Below are 17,988 nucleotides of genomic sequence, written 5' to 3' on the forward strand. Positions count from 1 at the left end.
ATGAAGATCATAGAGAAAATAAAAGAACATAAGCTTCACAAACCGGATTTGAGCGGGCAAACGGTCAGGGCCGCCTTTGCGGCGAGAACATCCAGGCATGGAGCCTACAGCATAGCAGCAATTGTTCTGGTGCTGGTTATCGCAGTCGTAGTCAATCTTCTCGCAGGGCAGCTGCCTTCGAATATTCGCAATCTGGATATCAGCAGCAACAAGGTTTACGAGATTTCCGATACCAGCAGGGCGTTTCTCAAAAAGCTCGATCACGATGTAAAAATAACGGTTATCGCAGAAGACGCTTCCATTGATGACAGGCTGAAAACGTTCCTGGAAAAATATGCTTCCCTTTCAGATCGCATTAAGATGACTACGGTCGATCCGGTGCTGCATCCTTCGATTTTGACGGATTATGATACGCAGGCAGAGACGATTGTTGTGGAGTGTGAGGACACCGGTCTTTCTTCCGTCATCAGCTTTTCCGACATTTTGGTAGCGGATACCTCGTATTATTATACCGAAAGCAGCAGTTCCCTCGCGTCCTTTGACGGCGACGGACAGCTGACCGGGGCCATCAATCAGGTTACCGGACGGGAGACCAAAAAGCTTTATGCGTCTGAGGGTCACGGCGAAGCAGAGCTGTCTTCCTCCATCACCAATATGATGAAGAAATCCGGGATCACCGTGGAAGCTCTCAATCTACTGATGAGTGGTTCCATTCCGGAGGATTGCGATATGCTGCTGATAAACGGGCCGACATCGGACCTGAGCGAAGCAGAAAGCACGCAGCTGGATCAGTATATAAAGAAGGGCGGAAGTGTGATGCTTCTCATGTCCGAGCAGGGACCGGAGACGGGAAATCTGATCAACCTGCTGGAGAGTTATAAGATCACTATGGAAAAAGGCTACATTGCGGACATGCAGAGGTGCTATCAGGGAAATTACTATTATATCTTCCCCAACGTGGCTGCCAGCGGCGATATGGCGCAGAATCTCAGCTCAGGAATGGTGCTTGCGGCTAACAGCAGAGGCTTTACGCTGGGTGAGGACAGTGAAGAAATCGCCCTTTCCTCTTTCCTGGAAACATCAGAAAACGGATACGCCGTGTCAACGGACAGCGAAAAGCAGGGAACCTACGGAATCGCGGCTAAAGCGGTCTATACGGCACAGGCGGAAAACGACGGCCAGGTGGTAAACGGCAGTCTGACGGTCTACGGCTCCAATTCCATCATTGACGAAAGCATAACTGAAGCCTTCGCCAGTCTGGACAATAAAAACCTCTTCATGAATTCGGTGGTTTCAGCCATCGGAGATATGGACAATTTGTCCATAGACGCAAAAAGCATGCAGGTTCAATACAATACCGTGCAGTACGGGGGCTATATCAGCGTTGTTCTGATCTTTATTATCCCCATCATCGTATTGATTGTCGGTTTCGTATGCTGGATGAGGCGCCGGAAAGCGTAAGGAAGGAGGCATTATGACAAAGAAAAAGCAGATAACGCTGCTCCTTCTGGTGCTGGCCGTGCTGCTGGCGGCCTATCTGGGGCTGAAGGCTTATAACGACTGGAGCTATAAAAAGGAGGCGGAGAAAACATCCGAAAACTTGACCGTTACGGATTTGAATACGGATAACATCCGAACGATCCGCTATACGGACGGAAGCGACACCGTGGCCTTTGAAAAGAAAAACGGGGTCTGGTACTATACGGCGGATGAAGCGCTGCCGCTTAAGCAAAGCTGTGCCGAAGAAGCGGTCAGCAGCTTTTGCGGCGTAACCGGGAGCCGAAAGCTTTCCCATGGGGATTCGGCGGACGATTACGGGCTTTCGGAACCGAGCTATACGGTTGTGCTGACGGATGCAAAGGGGAAGGAGACAGAGGTGGATATCGGAAACAGTACAGGCAGCGATTATTATCTTACCGCCGATGGAGGAGCTACGATATATACAGTCAGCAGCACCATACTGGATTCTCTGATCTTTGATACGGATTCGATGATACAGAACGAAACCTTCCCGGATATCGATAGCCCAACCCTGAACTCCTTTACTGTAAAACAGAATGGGAAGACTTTAGTCAGCTGCTCCGGCGACGATGAGGATCTTTCCTCTTACGGAAGCGAGCTGTCCGGGATTTCTCTGGACACCTGCGTCAATTATAAGGCGGGTTCCCAGGAACTGGAGCAATACGGGCTCGATCAAAAGACGCGCAAAGAAATGACAGCCGTATATGAGGACTCGGACAAAGAAAAGACGCAAACCTTCTATATGGGAACCGTCTTTACGGAAGAAGATACCGACTATGCGTACATGCAGCTGGAGGGTTCTGAAATGGTATACAAGGTATTTGTATCCGATGTGGAAAAAATTTTGAATTAAGAAGACTCGAGGCGCAGATGTACGGGCACATAGAAAAGGAGTGGGCGATCTTTTAATGACCCCACTCCTTTATGGTTTAGAAATTCCGGCCGATCTCTTCAATCTGCGGAAGACTCCCGGTAGAAAGGATATCGCCTTTTCCGCAGACCCCGGTAACATAAAAACATCCGCGGTCGTCCCAGTCCATATAAGAAACGGATTGGGAATAGGAGTTGATGATACCATCGAAGATTGAGCTTTCTTCCATTTCGCCGCAGACCAGCAGCATGGATTCCCGGATCGGCAGCTGTTTTTCTCCTATGAGAAAGGAATAGAACTTGTCAATAATCGCCTTTAGATAGGTAGGGAAGGTAAACCAGTAAATGGGCGTGGAAAAAACGATGGCATCGGCTTTTTCCATCAGTTTGGCCACCTGATTAAAATCATCCTCCTGCACACAGGCCTGTCCATTGCTGTAGCAGGCCTCGCAGGCTGTGCAGCCGCCGACCTTCAGCTGCGCTGCGGCTACCTTTGTGACTTTGTGGCCCGCGCTTTCGGCTCCGCGGATAAATGCGTCCGCCATCAGGTCACTGTTTCCGCCCTGGCGGGGACTTCCGGTAAGTACCAATATATTCTTGCTCATAACGTTTACCTCCATAATGCTTTTCTGTTATTATACAACATCGGCGCTAAAGCAGGAAGGGGCTGCGGCGGATTTTCGCGAAGCTGTTTTTTAAAAACCGCATATTGAGACCGGCCAATATGGTTGCTCCGACCCGCTTTTTATGATAGACTATATCGTTAAAGAATATAAGGAGTGACAGACATGAAACGAAAAGATACGGACAAAAATGAGGAACTCACACAGGATATAAAGGTAACGGAAGAAACAGCCCTGGGAACGCAGCCGGTAGGACGGCTGCTTTTTAAACTGGCGCTTCCGGCCATCACGGCTCAGATCATCAATGTGCTGTACAATATGGTGGACCGGATGTTTATCGGCCATATCGCAGAAGTGGGGGCAAAGGCCCTGACCGGAGTGGGCGTCACCATGCCGGTAATTATGGCTGTTTCGGCTTTCGCAGCGCTGGTGAGCATGGGAGGCGCTCCGAGAGCGTCGATCATGATGGGGAGAAAAAAGAAAGAGGAGGCAGAAACGATTCTGGGAAACTGCTTCGTTATGCTGATCGGAATCGCAGTGATTTTGACGGCAGTGATTCTTCTTTTCGGCAGAGACATCCTGCTGCTGTTCGGGGCCAGCGAGAATACCATCGGATATGCCATGGAATATCTGAATATCTACGCCATTGGGACCATCTTCGTACAGCTGGCTCTGGGGCTCAATGCTTTTATTACAACTCAGGGATATGCGACCACCAGCATGTTTACCGTACTGATCGGAGCCTTTCTCAATTTGATTCTGGACCCGATCTTCATCTTTGCCCTGGACATGGGCGTAAAAGGGGCGGCGCTGGCTACGATCATTTCCCAGGCAGTCTCAGCGATCTGGGTACTCCACTTTCTGACCTCAAAAAAGCCTTATCTCAGGCTGCGGCTTCGCTACATGAAGGTGAGCGCCAGAGTGGTTCTGCCCTGTCTGGCATTAGGCCTATCGCCTTTTATCATGCAGTTTACGGAGAGTGTCATTGCCGTATGTTTCAATACGTCGCTGCTGAAATACGGCGGGGATCTGGCCGTAGGCGCCATGACCATCCTCATAACGGTCATGCAGTTCGCCATGCTGCCCATGCAGGGGCTGACTCAGGGCGCCCAGCCCATTATCAGCTACAATTATGGAGCCCTGGACTACAAGCGCGTGAGACGGGCTTTCCGGCTGTTGCTCATTTCCTGCCTTACTTACTCCACTGTGCTGTGGGCCGTATGCATGTTCCTGCCGCAGTTGTTCATACATATGTTTACCAATGATGCTCATCTGGTGGCCATTAGTATCTGGGCCATACGCATCTATATGGCTTCGGCGCTGCTGTTCGGCATACAGATCGCCTGCCAGCAGACGTTCATTGCCCTGGGGAACGCCAAGACGTCCATTTTTCTGGCTGTGCTGCGAAAGATCATTCTGCTGATCCCGTTGATCTTCATATTGCCGCAGTTTTTGGACGATCGGGTGATGGCCGTATTTCTGGCAGAGCCCATCGCTGATTTCTGTGCGGTCTGCACCACAGGGACCATGTTTTACCGCTACTTTAAAAAGCTTACGAAACAAGATCCGGAAGAGGAAAAAGAATAGCCTATTTCTTGTCCTTCAGAACCTGGGAGAGGTAAGAGCGGAAGGCGGGCAGATCGTCTTTTTCCGCATAGCTGTCCAAAACCAGCAGAATGTGACGCAGATCGTGGCGGGCGGTACGGCCCTTTTCGATCTGCTGCAAAAGATCTTCATATTGTTTTTTCTGATGCTCCGTCTGGATTTCCGCCATACGGAGCTTTTCCTTTATTTCTGCCATATCGACGGTCTCGCTTAGCATTCGCAGAATCAGGTAGTAGGTCAGAAAGGTGGCAAAGATCCAAATAAAGGGGAACATAGGTGCGGAAACGCGAACCGAATCGGAGAACCCTCCGTACACGAAGGTAAGCATCAAATGAAAGCAGAGAAAGAACAGGCCGGGAATAAACCACAGATATTTCCAGAAATCAAACTCTTCCGTCTTATCGATAAGTGGCTTTAGCAGGCGGACTACAAAGAGGCAGATGAGCGGGAAGGTGACCAGAGTCAGACAGCATTTCCCCAATATTGTGGCTTCAAGGGAAGTATGCGTGTCTTTCAGAAAAGTAAACAAATTCGTAGATTTTACCACCAGATGTATGATGTCCGTATAGCTTTTGAGGATGAACAGGATGAATAAGTTTACGATTTTTCTTTTTTTACAGAAAAAACAGCAGATGAGCGCAGCCAGCCCCATGTAAGGAACAATGGAGATGGACAGCGAAGCCTTCAAAACTCCTTTGGACAGGAAAGGACTGCTGGTAAAAAAAACAATGGCAAAATAGAACAGCGTACAGGGTATATTGATGCGATTGGAGAAACGGAGCCTGTCTCTTAAAGGCAGAAGAAAAAGAATCAGAATCGGCAGCATTTCCTGAAGATCGCACAACACAATATAAATAAAACTCATTGCTTTTCCTCCCGTTTCATATCATAAATCATAACTTCCGCGGTAAAAATCTGCTTATCATAGGAAAAACGCACAAAGCCATCATGTTTTTCAACAATGTTTCGCACGGAAACGGTTCCCAGCCCATTTCCGCTGTGGCGGGAAGAGAGGAAACCATCCTCATTTTCCAATATTGTTCCGCTGAAACTGTTTTTAACGGACAGCAGCAGCTTTAGCTCTGACAGTTCCAAACGGATTTCTATGAAGGCATCGCCTTCGGTCCGGCGCAGGCAGGCCTGCAGGGCGTTTTCCAGCAAATTCCCAAGCAGGATGGTTATTTCGATGTCGGACATAAAAATATCTTCGGTGACATTGGCCTGAAGCACTGTGCCCAGCTGCTGTTCCTTGTACTGGCTCAGATAGTGACGGAGGATGGTGTCCACCGTATAGTTATCGCAGACCGGCGTCCCCGTCGTCTGTGTCATCTGCTCCAGGTACCCTTCAATGCAGGAGCGGATTTCCTCTGCGTCTCCGGCTTCGGCCAGCTGCTGTAGATGGGTCAGCGGCGTGAGGATTTCCTTTCTGATTTCTTCCGCCCGATCAATATCCTGGAGATAAAGGGCGCTGCGAATATCCGACTGTATCTGCGTGATGCGCATTTCTTCTTTGAGACTGGTATATTTTAACGTTTCGCTGAGCATGTACAGAATCAGATAATAGGTGACGAAGGTTATGAAAAACCAGATATAAGGAGGCACCGCGGTCGCTGCAGCAGACGGAATCAGCTGTTCCGAATAGCCCGGCATGATGCCCAGACGAAAAATAAAATAGAAGGAGAGGGGCACAAGCCACAGGTTTTTCCAAAAATCCATGGAAAAGGTCTGCTGGGCAATGGGCCGCAGCAGACGGTTGAGGAAAAGATAGATCAGCGGCGCAGTCAATATGAGGTGGGCGGTTTCTAAAAGATCGCAGGAAAGACCGCTGGCAGCACCGAGCAGCTGTGAACTGAGCTGGATCGTATCCAGGTAATTTTTTATGACCAGAATGAAAAAAACGCATACGCTCCTGCGGCTTTTGGAGAGCAGCAGGCAGACACAGGCAGTTATGGCCAGATGGAGAATTGAGAACAGGAAACGGAAATGGGAATAAAGCAGCTGAAATTCCGGATAATGTATGAAATTGATGCCCACAAAGATCAAAAGCGACAGCATTACCAGATATCCGGCGCAGATGCATATGGTTTTGAAGATGGAAAAGCACAGCTGGCTGTTGAAGGTCAATAAAAAAAGAAGAAGCCAGGGCACATCCTCTTCCATTATATGAATTATGATTGATAGTAGGGACACGCGCAGCTCTCCTTTTCCAATTTAAAAACAATATTCCCTACTTTCAGGGCTTTGACTCTTTTTCCAGACGATAAAATTCATAATCCGCGTATTTCTGCCGGATATCCGTTTTACGATTGCGGGTGATGGGCATGATGTCGCCGTTCTTGAGGATAAACTCATAACCCTTGAGCGCGGCCACATGGTCCATGTTGACGATACAGTTGCGGTAGCAATTGAGAAACTGGGGATATGGTTCCAGCAGTTTGGAAAAATCGGAAAAGCTCATGTAGCTTTTTACCACGCGCACAGGCGTATGGATTTGTATGTAATGATTGTGATAATCCGTATAAATAATATTATCCAGACGAATCTTCACATAAGTACGGCTTTCCTTGACTACAATATAACGGCTTTTATTGGATAGCTCTTCCATACAGCGATCCATTGTCTCATGAAAACGGTCGTAATCATAAGGCTTTACCAGATAATCAAAAGCCTGAACCGAATAGCCGTTGACTGCGTAATCGGTGCTGATGGTGGAGAATACAATCAGGTTGTCATAGCCGCGGTCTCGCAGGCTGCGGGCCAGATCCAGGCCATTCATATCCTTCATGAAAATATCCAAAAATAGCACGTCGAAAAACGGAGGCTGTAGGTCATCCAGCAACTTGCTGCCGCTTTCATAGGCGCGGATATCGGCGCGAAGAAAATGTTCATCGCAATATTTTGTGATAAAACCTGACAGCTTCTGAGCTTCTGATTCTAAATCATCTACAATAGCAATATTCAAAAAATAACCTCCTGTCAAAAGCAAAATATGTTATATCTATTTTATCATACAAGCAGGTAGGTGCAAAGAAACTGAGTTTGCCAATTATGGTAAAAAGAGAATTGAAATAGTAAAATCTGAAAAATGAGAAACAAAAATGGGCTGTCGTATTAAGGGGAAAAACAAAGAAAATTAAAAAATTTCGCGATTTATATTGGAAACCGGCCTGATGGCAGCCAACTATCATAAAAAGAGGCTTGCCGCATCCGTTTTTTACTGATGCAACAGGCCCTTTTTGTTTTATTTTTCCGGAGTACCGAAGGTCTCCATGTATTCAATCAATGTTTGCAGCTGTTTTTCAGCGCTTTTGTCATTCATGGACCAAAGCACCATGTTCAGATCGGATTTTTTTGCCAGGAACGCGGAACCGTCGGCATTCTCCAGCGTACCGGCCGGCGTTACCTTCGGAGCTTTGGCGAGGGCGCTGATAAGGGGCGATTTGTCGGAGGCGTACCACAGTTCAGTGGAGCTGGCCTCTTTATACTTGATATCGCAAAGACCGCAGGTCGTTTTGAATATGGTGCGCATATCATCCAGAACGTTGTTTTCCAGGCTTCTGGCATTGATCTGCAGCTTGAACTGGCCTTTTTTCGTGGTGACGCGGCCGATATTGGAGGCTGCGATCACGTCGCCATCATCGGACTTGAGATAAGTGCCGTCTGTGATGGTATACATGAGACTGACAATATTGTCCGTGTCCTGGGTAGAGAGCACCTTGTCGGGTATTTTTGTTTCCGTCATCGTATAGGTGAAGGGCTCTTCCAGATCCTCGTAGTATTCTTCAATCTTTTCAAAGGAGCTTTCAAATCTCTTGGTGAAACTTTCCACATCGTTTTCCTGCAGGACGATGACCGCTTCGGCACTGGCGGGGTAGAGATCCGATGCTTCTCCGCCTTCGAAGGAAGCCAGCTCGAAGAGAACGCTGGAGCTCTTACAGGAAGCCAAAAGGTCGCCGATGGCCTTGATGGCGTTGGGATAATCACCCCGGTGTTTATACGGACTCTTATGTGCCGTTCCGGTCAGCTGGATCTTGTAAGCTTTCGTATACTGGGGGGAAGTCCGCTTCAGCTTCTGTGAAGCGATGATCTCCGAAGAAGCGGCGATACTGTTGTATAGTGCCGGATCGCTTTCATGGTCCAGCACAATGAAGTTATCCGTCTTTAAGTATTTGTCGCTCAGAGCGCTGGCGCCTATGGGTTTCCCGTCCTTTTCCAGTGTAAAAATGGCTTTCAGGCTGCCGTGATTGTCGGCGCTGTACAACAGAGCCATTGCCGCGGCGGCGTTTTGGAGGTCGTCTTTTTTATCTTCAGCCTGCTGCAGGTTGACCGAACATTGAACCGTAAAGGTTTCCGCGTCTTCATAGCCTGCGGAAGCAGGTTTTGAAAGGACAATGTACTGATCGTTTTGCGTCTTTACATCGAGACTGTTTTCCTTTGCCCACTGGGCAAGAAAATCGGATAAATGCTGAAAATCCTCTGAATCTTTCATTTGGGAAGAAAGGGCCTCATAATTGGCGTCCAGACTTTCTTTTATGGAAAGTTTCGCGTCCTCTTTACCGGCGCTGCAGGCCGTAAAAAGAAGAAAAACGACAATAAATGTCGAAATCAGAAAAAAGGGAAAAATTCGTTTCATAATTTTGAAATTCTCCTTGTTTATTATTTAAAATCCTATATAATAATAGCATATAGTGAATTGTAAAGGTAGAGATTTCAGAGAGATTTCACGAAATCTTAATAAATCTCTTTAAGGAGACCATATGGAGACGAAAAACTTAATTATCAGAGAAACCGTATTTGAAGACTGTGAATATTTTGCCAGGTGGGAAACCGACCCGGAAGTGACCCGTTTTCTCAGCTATGAGGAAGACAGAACGTATCAGGATGTGGTGGAAGAGTGGATCGTCGACAAGATGGATGAGACCAAGCTGCAGTTTACCGTTGTGAAAAAGGAGATTCGCCAGCCGATCGGCCGGATCTATATTACCAGACTGGATCAGCACTGCGATTCCCTGGACATTACCAAGCTGTATATCGCCGGTGATGAGAACCGCCAGAAGGGGTTCGGCAAAGAATTGCTGCGTGAACTTTTGGAATACTGTTTTGTGTTCCTGCACATGGAACGGGTGACACTGGATTATTATACGGGCAACAAGGGAGCGGCGGCGCTGTACGAGAAAATGGGATTTGAGAAAGAAGGCGTGGCGAGGAACGCTACAAAAAAAGATGGGAAATATTACGATCTGCATCTTATGTCCATGCTGAGAGCGGAATTCTTTGAAAAGGTGCATGATAAATATAATCTGTAATTATGTAAACTCAGAAACCTCCTGAACCCGGGAGGTTTCTTTTTTTGCCCATTGGAGAAGATTGTCGAAAAAAATACATGGACAAACATCATAATCATATTGACTTGTTATCTAAACCATGTATAATTTTTAAAGGACGCTTCGGAAAGACCACAAGATATAGTATGGCGCAGAAAGCGTTAAAACAGTTGAAATGAATGATTTTCGGCAGATTTTAGACTAATTATGAAGGAGTATTGGCATGGAACCATCGATTAGAAAAATTGTAAAACGCGACGGAAGAACAATGGACTTTGATGTGGACAAGATCGCAGAGGCGATCTACAAAGCGGCGAGGGCCCTGGGAGGAAAAGATAAAGACACGGCCATGTATCTGGCTCGCCAGGTTGAGCTGTATCTCGCTGAGATTCGCCACAACGATACACCCACCGTGGAGCAGATTCAGGATGCGGTGGAAAAAGTTTTGATTGAAAACGGACATGCCCGGACAGCGAAGGAATTCATCCTCTATCGGGCGGAACGGACAAGAGTGCGGGATATGAACACCCGACTGATGAAGATCTATGAAGATCTGACTTTTAAAGAAGCCGCGGATAACGATATCAAGCGTGAAAACGCCAATATAGACGGCGATACGGCCATGGGCACTATGCTCAAGTACGGATCAGAGGGCTCAAAACAGTTTTACGAGATGTTCGTTCTCAAACCGGAGCACGCCAAGGCCCACAGGGAGGGTGACATCCACATCCACGATCTGGATTTTCTGACTCTCACCACCACCTGCTGTCAGATCGACATTGAAAAGCTTTTCAACGGAGGTTTTTCCACAGGACATGGTTTCCTGCGGGAGCCCAACGATATTCAGAGCTACGCGGCCCTGGCCTGCATTGCCATCCAGTCCAACCAGAACGACCAGCACGGCGGTCAGAGCATCCCGTATTTTGACTACGGAATGGCCAACGGCGTCAAGAAAACTTACCGCAAGCTTTACTGGAAGAACCTGGGCAAGATGATGGACATTCTCTTTGATGTGGAAGAGGGGGTGGATAAGGCCGAAGCCATCGGAAGAGAGATTCAGGAAAAATACGACATCTGCCCGATCCTGGCCGACGATAACGGATATAAAGAAAAAGAGCGGGAATATCTAAAAGAATTCTGCGATGAAGAAGAGATCGACGCGCTGCAGGAAAGGGCGACCAAGTACGCCAATAAGGAAATCCGCAGGGCTACCTATCAGGCGATGGAGGCATTTGTACATAACCTGAACACCATGCACTCCCGCGCCGGCGCTCAGATTCCTTTCTCATCCATCAACTACGGAACCGATACTTCTCCGGAGGGCAGGATGGTCACCGAGAATATCATGCTGGCTACGGAAGCGGGCCTGGGCAACGGCGAAACAGCCATCTTCCCGATCCATATTTTCAAGATTAAGGAAGGCGTCAACTATAACCCTGAGGACCCCAACTACGACCTTTTCAAGCTGGCGTGCCGGGTTTCCGCCAAAAGGCTGTTCCCGAACTTTTCCTTTATCGACGCACCGTACAACCTCCAGTATTATAAAGAGGGCGACCATAATACCGAGGTCGCGTACATGGGATGCAGGACCAGAGTTATGGCTAACCATTACGATCCCGAGAGAGAAGTGGTCGGCGGCAGGGGAAACCTGAGCTTTACTTCCATCAATCTGCCGCGCATCGCAATCAAGGCGCATGGCGACATTGACTTTTTCTTCGAGGAACTGGACCGCAAGCTGGCGCTCTGCGCCGATCAGCTGATGGAGCGCTATAAGATACAGGCGTCCAAAAAAGCGAAGAATTATCCGTTCCTTATGGGACAGGGAATCTGGCTGGATTCCGACAAGCTGGGACCCAACGATTCCGTGGCCGAAGTGCTCAAGCACGGAACCCTGACAGTCGGTTTTATCGGGCTGGCGGAGTGTCTCAAATCCCTCATCGGCAAGCATCACGGCGAAAGCAGAGAAGCACAGAGTCTGGGACTGGAGATCATCGGATTTATGAGAAAGAGAATGGATGAAGCCACGGAAGCCACCGGATTCAATTATACATTGATCGCAACTCCCGCGGAGGGCCTTTCCGGACGATTTGTGAGAATGGACAGGGAACGCTTTGGTGAGATCGAGGGCGTTACAGACAGAGAATATTACACCAATTCATTTCATATACCGGTATACTATGACATTTCGGCCTTTGATAAGATCAAGCTGGAGGCTCCGTATCACGCATTGACCAATGCGGGACACATCACCTATGTGGAGCTGGACGGGGACCCATGCAAGAATCTGGACGCCTTTGAGCGTATCGTAAGGTGCATGAAGGAGAGCGGTGTCGGCTACGGCTCCATCAACCATCCTGTGGACCGGGATCCGGTATGCGGCTACACCGGGATCATTGACAATGAGTGTCCCCACTGTCACAGGACGGAGGAAGACGGCGACGTGGGCTTTGAACGGATCAGAAGAATCACCGGATATCTGGTGGGAACCGTAGACCGCTTTAACAACGCCAAGGCGGCGGAAGAGCAGGACCGGGTAAAACATGATGTGGAAGAAGGCTATGAAACCCTATGACAGAGAAACAAAAAACCATCCGTCTGGCGGGTATTGTCCGGGAATCCATCGTAGACGGGCCGGGATTTCGCTTTGCCGTTTTCTGTCAGGGCTGTCCCCACGGCTGTCCGGAATGCCACAACCAGGCTACTCACGATTTCAGCGGCGGAAAGGATGTGGAGATCCGGCGGCTCCTTGAGGAGATCGACAAGAATCCGCTGCTGGCAGGTGTCACCTTTACCGGCGGAGAGCCTTTCTGTCAGCCCGAAGCATTCACTGAGCTGGCAAAGGGCGTGAAGGAACGGGGACTGAATATCGTTACCTTTACCGGATACACCTACGAGCAGTTGCAGGAAATGACTGCGGAAAATGAAGCAATCGAACATCTGCTCGATGCTACCGATCTTCTGATCGACGGCCCCTTCATAAAGGATGAAAAGGATCTGACCCTTCAGTTCCGGGGCAGCAGAAACCAGAGGATCATTGATATGGCTGCGACCAGAAAAGAAGGCCGGGTGGTACTGGCCCAGCAGTACAATTGAATTTATACGAAAAACCCGCATTGAGCGGGTTTTTGTTTTGTCCGAAAACGACTCATTCACAAAATATATAAGTAGCCTTTGCGGCGATATTGGTAAAAAATTTACATTATCTGTATTTTTGTTGAAATTTGTAAGGTCTGGCCGTAAAATTTCGAACGTATGGGTTGATACTCTGTACGGGACTGCCCTGGCGGCAGAACCCCCGATATTGCGAGAATGAGGTGAAAAAATGAAGAAGGTTGTGTTTCAAAAATGGCAGCTGAAAAAGTTGATTTTCTGGGTGCTGATTCTGTTGATTCTGGGAAGCCTGCTCCTGGGGTATACGACCTGGACGCTGTATACGGACAAGGCTGCCGAAGAGGATTATTGGCAGAATGCCATGTTGAATCAAGTGCAGGATGAAGCATATGTGAAGAAACTCAGTAAAAACGCGACACACGTGAAAACAGGTTCTTATGTGGAGAACATCAAGCAGATCGATATGAAAAACAGTTCCTTCCGGGTTGTTTCCAGAGTGTGGTTTAAATGGTACGGCGACGATGACCTGGATATGGTGAACAATTTCGGCGTTTACAATGGGACCATCAATTCAATTACCACTCTGGCGGACGAAGTGGGAGCAGACGGCCTTCATTATCAGCTTTGTACGCTGGATGTAAGTGTCTTTAAGAATTTCTGGACAAAACGGTTTCCACTGGAATCCCATCAGCTGAGATTTTACATAGAACCCAATCACTCCATTGATCGCGTGGTTTTGGAAGTGGATGGAGAAAACTGTGCGGTAAACCCATCCCTCAGTTCGGCCGGATATGATCTTAAGCGGTTTGACAACGCGATCTATACCAACGAGTATACGACCACCTATGGAGAACCTGGTGTAAAAAGGGCTGCCGTTACTTCTGAGTTCATGACCCAGATTGAGATCAACCGGGATAGCTTCGGCCTCTATCTCAAATGCTTTATCGCTTTATTCGGCACATCTCTGTGGGTGTTTATCACATTGTTTATCTGTACCTTCCATCAGGTGGATCCGTTGAGCATGATCCCGGCGGCTCTCTTCGGTACGGTTTCCAATATTATGGTCGGCGCCAATCTGCTGCCGGATGCCCTTCAGACCGGGCTGCTGGAATATGTAAACATCTGGGGCGTGCTGACGATTCTGGCAGGGGCCTTTGTAATCATCAATATCAATCGAGTCCGAAACAAATACAAGGATAACAAGTTTGCGGCTCTGTATGGAAGAATTGTTACCTTTATTCTATTATTCATCGTTGTGATGGGGCATATTCTGATGCCGGTCGCAGCATATATGTGGTAGATGAGGACGGAGGAAAAACGATATGAAAGAATATAAGACCAACCTTATGGATATAACCTGGAGCTATCGGAAAATATTGCTGATGGTCCTGCTCTTTGTCTTCGATATGTTCATGACTTATACGATAGCTGAAAATATCGCGCTGCCGATCCGCCTCAATAACGCCGGTGTGCTGATGGCAGCCTGTGTGGGCGGTCCAGGATACGGGGCTATTCTGGCGGTAGTAGAAATTGTCGCCCAGCTGTGTCTTGGCGGAGATCTTGCTATTCTGGTCCAGGGAATCGCGGTGATTGCCGTTGCGGCCAGCTTCGGCACGTATGTACGTCTGGGTTTCTTTGGAAACATCAAAGGCGTGCTGTTTGGGATTCTGACAATCTGTTTCATCGATACCTGCATCAGAATGCCGGAATACTACGCGCTGTTCGGACGCTTTACGCCTCTGAGCGTAGCCGGAGCCGAATTGATGAGTCTGCTGACGGATATCATGCTGCCGCGGCCGTTTGTCAGCGCAGTGACTTTCTTTGCTATGGACGTGATCGATAAAGCGATTATCCTGTTTGCGATTTACGGTATTCTCAAGCATCGTCCACAGGCCGTAGCCAAGCTGTTTGATATCGAGGACCCGCTGCCGGAATGTGTAATTGTCAAGGATACAGCGGAAGAGGAGTTTCAGACGGAAAAAGATCATTTGATTGAAAAGGCGCAGCAGAAGCTGGAGAAAAAGAAAGCGGATGAGGTTGTCGAAAATGCGGATGCTCCGGAACAGAAATAGAAAGAAGGCGGCCAGGTGAGAAAATATATTTACAGGCTGATCGCAAAACCTCAGCCGGGAGACAGGATCAGCCAATGGTACGACTGGTTTATCATGTGCGTGGCGATCATCAGTATCGTGCCTATGGTATTCCGCGACCCGTCAGAGCAGGTTCAGGAAGTTTTAAAAATTGTCGAGGTAGTCAGCGTCTATCTTTTGTTCGTCGATTATGTACTGAGATGGATTACCTTTGACTTTAAATCGAACATGAAAAGTCCGTGGGCTTTTATTCTCTACCCCATCACCCCCTTCGCCATCATGGACATGCTGGGAATTCTGCCATCGGTAGGGCTGATTCCTGCCAGCTTCCAGGCGCTGAGGCTTTTGCGCCTTGCGAAAATTCTCCAGTATTCCAAGAGTTTTGAACGGATCGTAAATGTGTTCAGCAAACAGAGAAAGCTGTTGGTTTCTGTTTTGGTACTGGCGGTAGCATATATCTTTATATCCGCGCTGATTATGTTTTCCTACGAACCGGCGGAGAGTTTCCCGTCCTTCTTTGACGCGCTCTATTGGGCGACAACCGCTTTGACCACAGTAGGCTATGGAGATATTTATCCCCTTACGGAGGTGGGGAAGATCATCAGTATGATTTCATCCCTTTTCGGTGTTGCGGTGATCGCCATGCCGGCCAGTATTGTGACTGCCGGGTTTATGGATGAATTGAACAAGGACCTGGAAGAAAAGGAACGCTTGAAGGAAAAGCTGCGTGAAGCGGAGAGCCAACTTTCGAAAGAAAGGGGAGATGGGGATCATGAATAGACAAAAGGTAAAACGGTATGTGATCCTGATGATTGTCAGCGTTGCTCTCAATCTGGGGCTTTATGCGGTAGCTCATTACTGCCATCTGCCCATGTGGCTGGATTCCGTTGGGACCGGATACGCAGCAGTGGTATTGGAACCGGCGGCAGGGCTGATCGTGGCGCTGGCGACAAATTTTTACCAGGCCACGGCATTTTATGGCATGGACGCGCTGTTCTATTATTTTACCGGCGCTCTGGCGGCCGTTTGTTTTGGCTGTATCCTCCGGAAAAACGGGCAGCTTCTATGGCGCAGGCTGCCGCTGGCAGGCGGCGTATATATTGTGATGGGAACGCTTATGTCAGGGGGCCTGTCGCTGTGGCGGGCAAAGGGCCATCTGGACAGCGGCTGGGAGTCCTATTTCATGCAGTGGGCCATGGATAATCTGGGTGCGGGCCATGCGGCGGGCGTACTGTTTGGCACGCTGGTTCTGAAAGTTATAGATGGCGTGATTCTGGCCTGTCTGCTGCCGATTTTGTTCAAGCTGACGCCAAAAGAAAAAAGGAAATAGCAGAAGGAACCGGTTTTGTTTGGAGCCGGTTCTTTTTTGATGACGCAAATGGAGTTATCAGATATTTGAGAATAATCATAAAATGCTGTTGCCATAACCCTTCCGGTGTAGTATACTGTCTAAATTGTGAAAAAAGAAACAAGCAGGAGGTGTAGCAATGGACTTTAGAAGTCAGTATAAGGAGAAACTTACCACTGCGGACGAAGCGGTGAAATGTGTAAAATCCGGGGATTGGGTGGATTTTGGATGGTGCGCGGGCACGGCTGATTCTCTGGATGAGGCTCTGGCAAAGCGTTACCGGGAGCTGACCGATGTAAAGGTCAGGGGCGGAATCCTTTTCAAAAATCCGGCGATTATGCAGGTGCCGGATACGGCGGAGCATTTTATCTGGAATTCCTGGCACATGTCAGGGGTGGAGCGGAAGATGATGGCCGATGGCGATACGTTCTATGCGCCGATCCGTTATTCGGAGCTGCCCCGCTATTACCGGGAAAATACGGGAGCCGTTCAGGTGGCGATGTTCCAGGTTGCGCCTATGGACCAGCACGGCTATTTTAACTTCGGACCCAGCGCCTCCCATATGATGGCCATGTGCGAGCAGGCGGAGACAATCATTGTGGAAGTCAATGAGAACATGCCCCGGTGTCTGGGAGGAAAAGAAGAAGCCATTCATATTTCAGCGGTGGATATGATTGTGGAAGGAAACAACCCTCCCATCAATGAACTGGGCGCGGGTGGTCCTGCGACGGAAGTGGACAAAACCGTGGCAAAGCTGATTGTGGAAGAAATTCCCGACGGTGCCTGTCTGCAACTGGGGATCGGCGGCATGCCCAACGCAGTGGGTTCCCTGATCGCAGACTCGGATTTAAAAGATCTGGGTGTACATACGGAGATGTACGTGGATGCTTTCGTGGATATTGCGGCAGCGGGCAAGATAAACGGTTCCCGCAAGAATATCGACCGCTTTCGCCAGGTATACGCCTTTGGCGCAGGAACGAAAAAGCTTTACGATTATATTGACAACAATCCTCAGTGCATGAGCGCGCCGGTGGATTATACCAACGATGTGCGGACCATCTCTCAGATTGACCGCTTTATGTCCATCAACAATGCGGTGGATATCGACCTCTTCGGACAGGTCAACGCGGAGTCGGCAGGTATCAAGCATATCAGCGGCGCCGGCGGTCAGCTGGATTTTGTGCTGGGCGCTTATCTTTCTGACGGCGGCAAAAGCTTTATCTGCTGTTCCGCGACATTCAAAACCAGGGACGGGGAACTGAAATCCAGAATCAGGCCGACCCTGGCGCCCGGCTCCATTGTCACCGATACCCGGGCCAACACGCATTTTCTGGTAACTGAATTTGGAAAAGTCAACCTCAAAGGCGCGTCCACCTGGCAGCGGGCGGAGAAGATTATCAGTATCGCTCATCCGGATTTTCGCGAAGAACTGATTAAGGAAGCGGAAAAAATGGGCATATGGCGTAAATCCAATAAAAAATAAAGGAAAAAATCCT

General features: G+C 48.6%; 16 protein-coding genes. 11 read left to right on the forward strand and 5 right to left on the reverse strand.

The features are described from left to right. Together NE619_RS11570 and NE619_RS11575 are read left to right on the forward strand one after the other, a co-directional pair. Positions 1-1,461 carry a GldG family protein gene (locus NE619_RS11570; RefSeq protein WP_256132578.1) on the forward strand — a complete coding sequence of 487 codons (1,461 nt, stop codon included), beginning with the start codon at positions 1-3 and terminating at the stop codon, positions 1,459-1,461. 13 nt (positions 1,462-1,474) lie between these two features. Then, on the forward strand, positions 1,475-2,374 hold the full coding sequence (locus NE619_RS11575) for a DUF4340 domain-containing protein (protein ID WP_256132579.1): 900 nt from the start codon (positions 1,475-1,477) through the stop codon (positions 2,372-2,374). 76 nt (positions 2,375-2,450) lie between these two features. Here the strand turns inward: NE619_RS11575 and NE619_RS11580 are convergent, their stop codons facing one another. Beyond that, complete coding sequence (locus NE619_RS11580) at positions 2,451-2,996, reverse strand: flavodoxin family protein (RefSeq protein WP_256132580.1); 546 nt, start codon at positions 2,994-2,996, stop codon at positions 2,451-2,453. A 183-nt stretch (positions 2,997-3,179) separates the two neighbouring features. Here NE619_RS11580 and NE619_RS11585 point away from each other — a divergent pair, with 183 nt between their 5' ends. Further along, positions 3,180-4,601 carry an MATE family efflux transporter gene (locus tag NE619_RS11585; protein WP_256132581.1) on the forward strand — a complete coding sequence of 474 codons (1,422 nt, stop codon included), beginning with the start codon at positions 3,180-3,182 and terminating at the stop codon, positions 4,599-4,601. Between the two features lies 1 nt (position 4,602). Here the strand turns inward: NE619_RS11585 and NE619_RS11590 are convergent, their stop codons facing one another. From NE619_RS11590 to NE619_RS11605, 4 genes are all read right to left on the reverse strand, one after another. Beyond that, positions 4,603-5,484, reverse strand: coding sequence for a hypothetical protein (locus tag NE619_RS11590; RefSeq protein WP_256132582.1), 882 nt, complete (start codon positions 5,482-5,484; stop codon positions 4,603-4,605). Continuing rightward, the gene (locus NE619_RS19025; RefSeq protein WP_256132583.1) at positions 5,481-6,809 is read right to left on the reverse strand and encodes a GHKL domain-containing protein; all 1,329 of its coding nucleotides are present in this window, start codon (positions 6,807-6,809) and stop codon (positions 5,481-5,483) included. Before NE619_RS19025 ends, NE619_RS11590 begins: the two co-directional genes overlap by 4 nt. 43 nt (positions 6,810-6,852) lie before the next feature. Continuing rightward, positions 6,853-7,581: a LytR/AlgR family response regulator transcription factor gene (locus NE619_RS11600; protein WP_256132584.1), complete on the reverse strand. Its 729-nt coding sequence runs from the start codon at positions 7,579-7,581 to the stop codon at positions 6,853-6,855. A 279-nt stretch (positions 7,582-7,860) separates the two neighbouring features. Further along, positions 7,861-9,252: a hypothetical protein gene (locus tag NE619_RS11605; RefSeq protein WP_256132585.1), complete on the reverse strand. Its 1,392-nt coding sequence runs from the start codon at positions 9,250-9,252 to the stop codon at positions 7,861-7,863. Positions 9,253-9,376: 124 nt separating this feature from the next. Between NE619_RS11605 and NE619_RS11610 the strand changes: the two genes are divergently transcribed. From NE619_RS11610 to NE619_RS11645, 8 genes are all read left to right on the forward strand, one after another. Then, positions 9,377-9,925, forward strand: coding sequence for a GNAT family N-acetyltransferase (locus NE619_RS11610; RefSeq protein ID WP_256132586.1), 549 nt, complete (start codon positions 9,377-9,379; stop codon positions 9,923-9,925). A gap of 241 nt (positions 9,926-10,166) precedes the next feature. After that, a complete protein-coding gene (locus NE619_RS11615) occupies positions 10,167-12,515 on the forward strand; it encodes an anaerobic ribonucleoside triphosphate reductase (RefSeq protein ID WP_256132587.1) in 2,349 nt (782 codons plus the stop codon). Further along, the gene (gene nrdG, locus NE619_RS11620) at positions 12,512-13,036 is read left to right on the forward strand and encodes an anaerobic ribonucleoside-triphosphate reductase activating protein (protein ID WP_256132588.1); all 525 of its coding nucleotides are present in this window, start codon (positions 12,512-12,514) and stop codon (positions 13,034-13,036) included. Before NE619_RS11615 ends, nrdG begins: the two co-directional genes overlap by 4 nt. Positions 13,037-13,265: 229 nt before the next feature. Continuing rightward, positions 13,266-14,354, forward strand: a complete 1,089-nt coding sequence (locus tag NE619_RS11625) for a hypothetical protein (protein WP_256132589.1) — start codon at positions 13,266-13,268, stop codon at positions 14,352-14,354. Between the two features lie 22 nt (positions 14,355-14,376). After that, positions 14,377-15,126: a hypothetical protein gene (locus tag NE619_RS11630; protein ID WP_256132590.1), complete on the forward strand. Its 750-nt coding sequence runs from the start codon at positions 14,377-14,379 to the stop codon at positions 15,124-15,126. A 15-nt stretch (positions 15,127-15,141) separates the two neighbouring features. Then, positions 15,142-15,924 (forward strand): ion transporter, encoded by a 783-nt coding sequence (locus NE619_RS11635; RefSeq protein WP_256132591.1) that lies wholly within the window; start codon positions 15,142-15,144, stop codon positions 15,922-15,924. Then, on the forward strand, positions 15,917-16,474 hold the full coding sequence (locus tag NE619_RS11640; protein WP_256132592.1) for a hypothetical protein: 558 nt from the start codon (positions 15,917-15,919) through the stop codon (positions 16,472-16,474). The genes NE619_RS11635 and NE619_RS11640 overlap by 8 nt, the downstream gene beginning before the upstream one ends. 157 nt (positions 16,475-16,631) lie before the next feature. Next, positions 16,632-17,975 (forward strand): butyryl-CoA:acetate CoA-transferase, encoded by a 1,344-nt coding sequence (locus tag NE619_RS11645; protein ID WP_256132593.1) that lies wholly within the window; start codon positions 16,632-16,634, stop codon positions 17,973-17,975. Positions 17,976-17,988 lie beyond the last annotated feature (13 nt).

Origin of the sequence: Anaerovorax odorimutans (assembly GCF_024459955.1) — a bacterium.
In the GTDB taxonomy this organism is placed as follows: Bacteria; Bacillota; Clostridia; order Peptostreptococcales; family Anaerovoracaceae; genus Hominibacterium; species Hominibacterium odorimutans_A.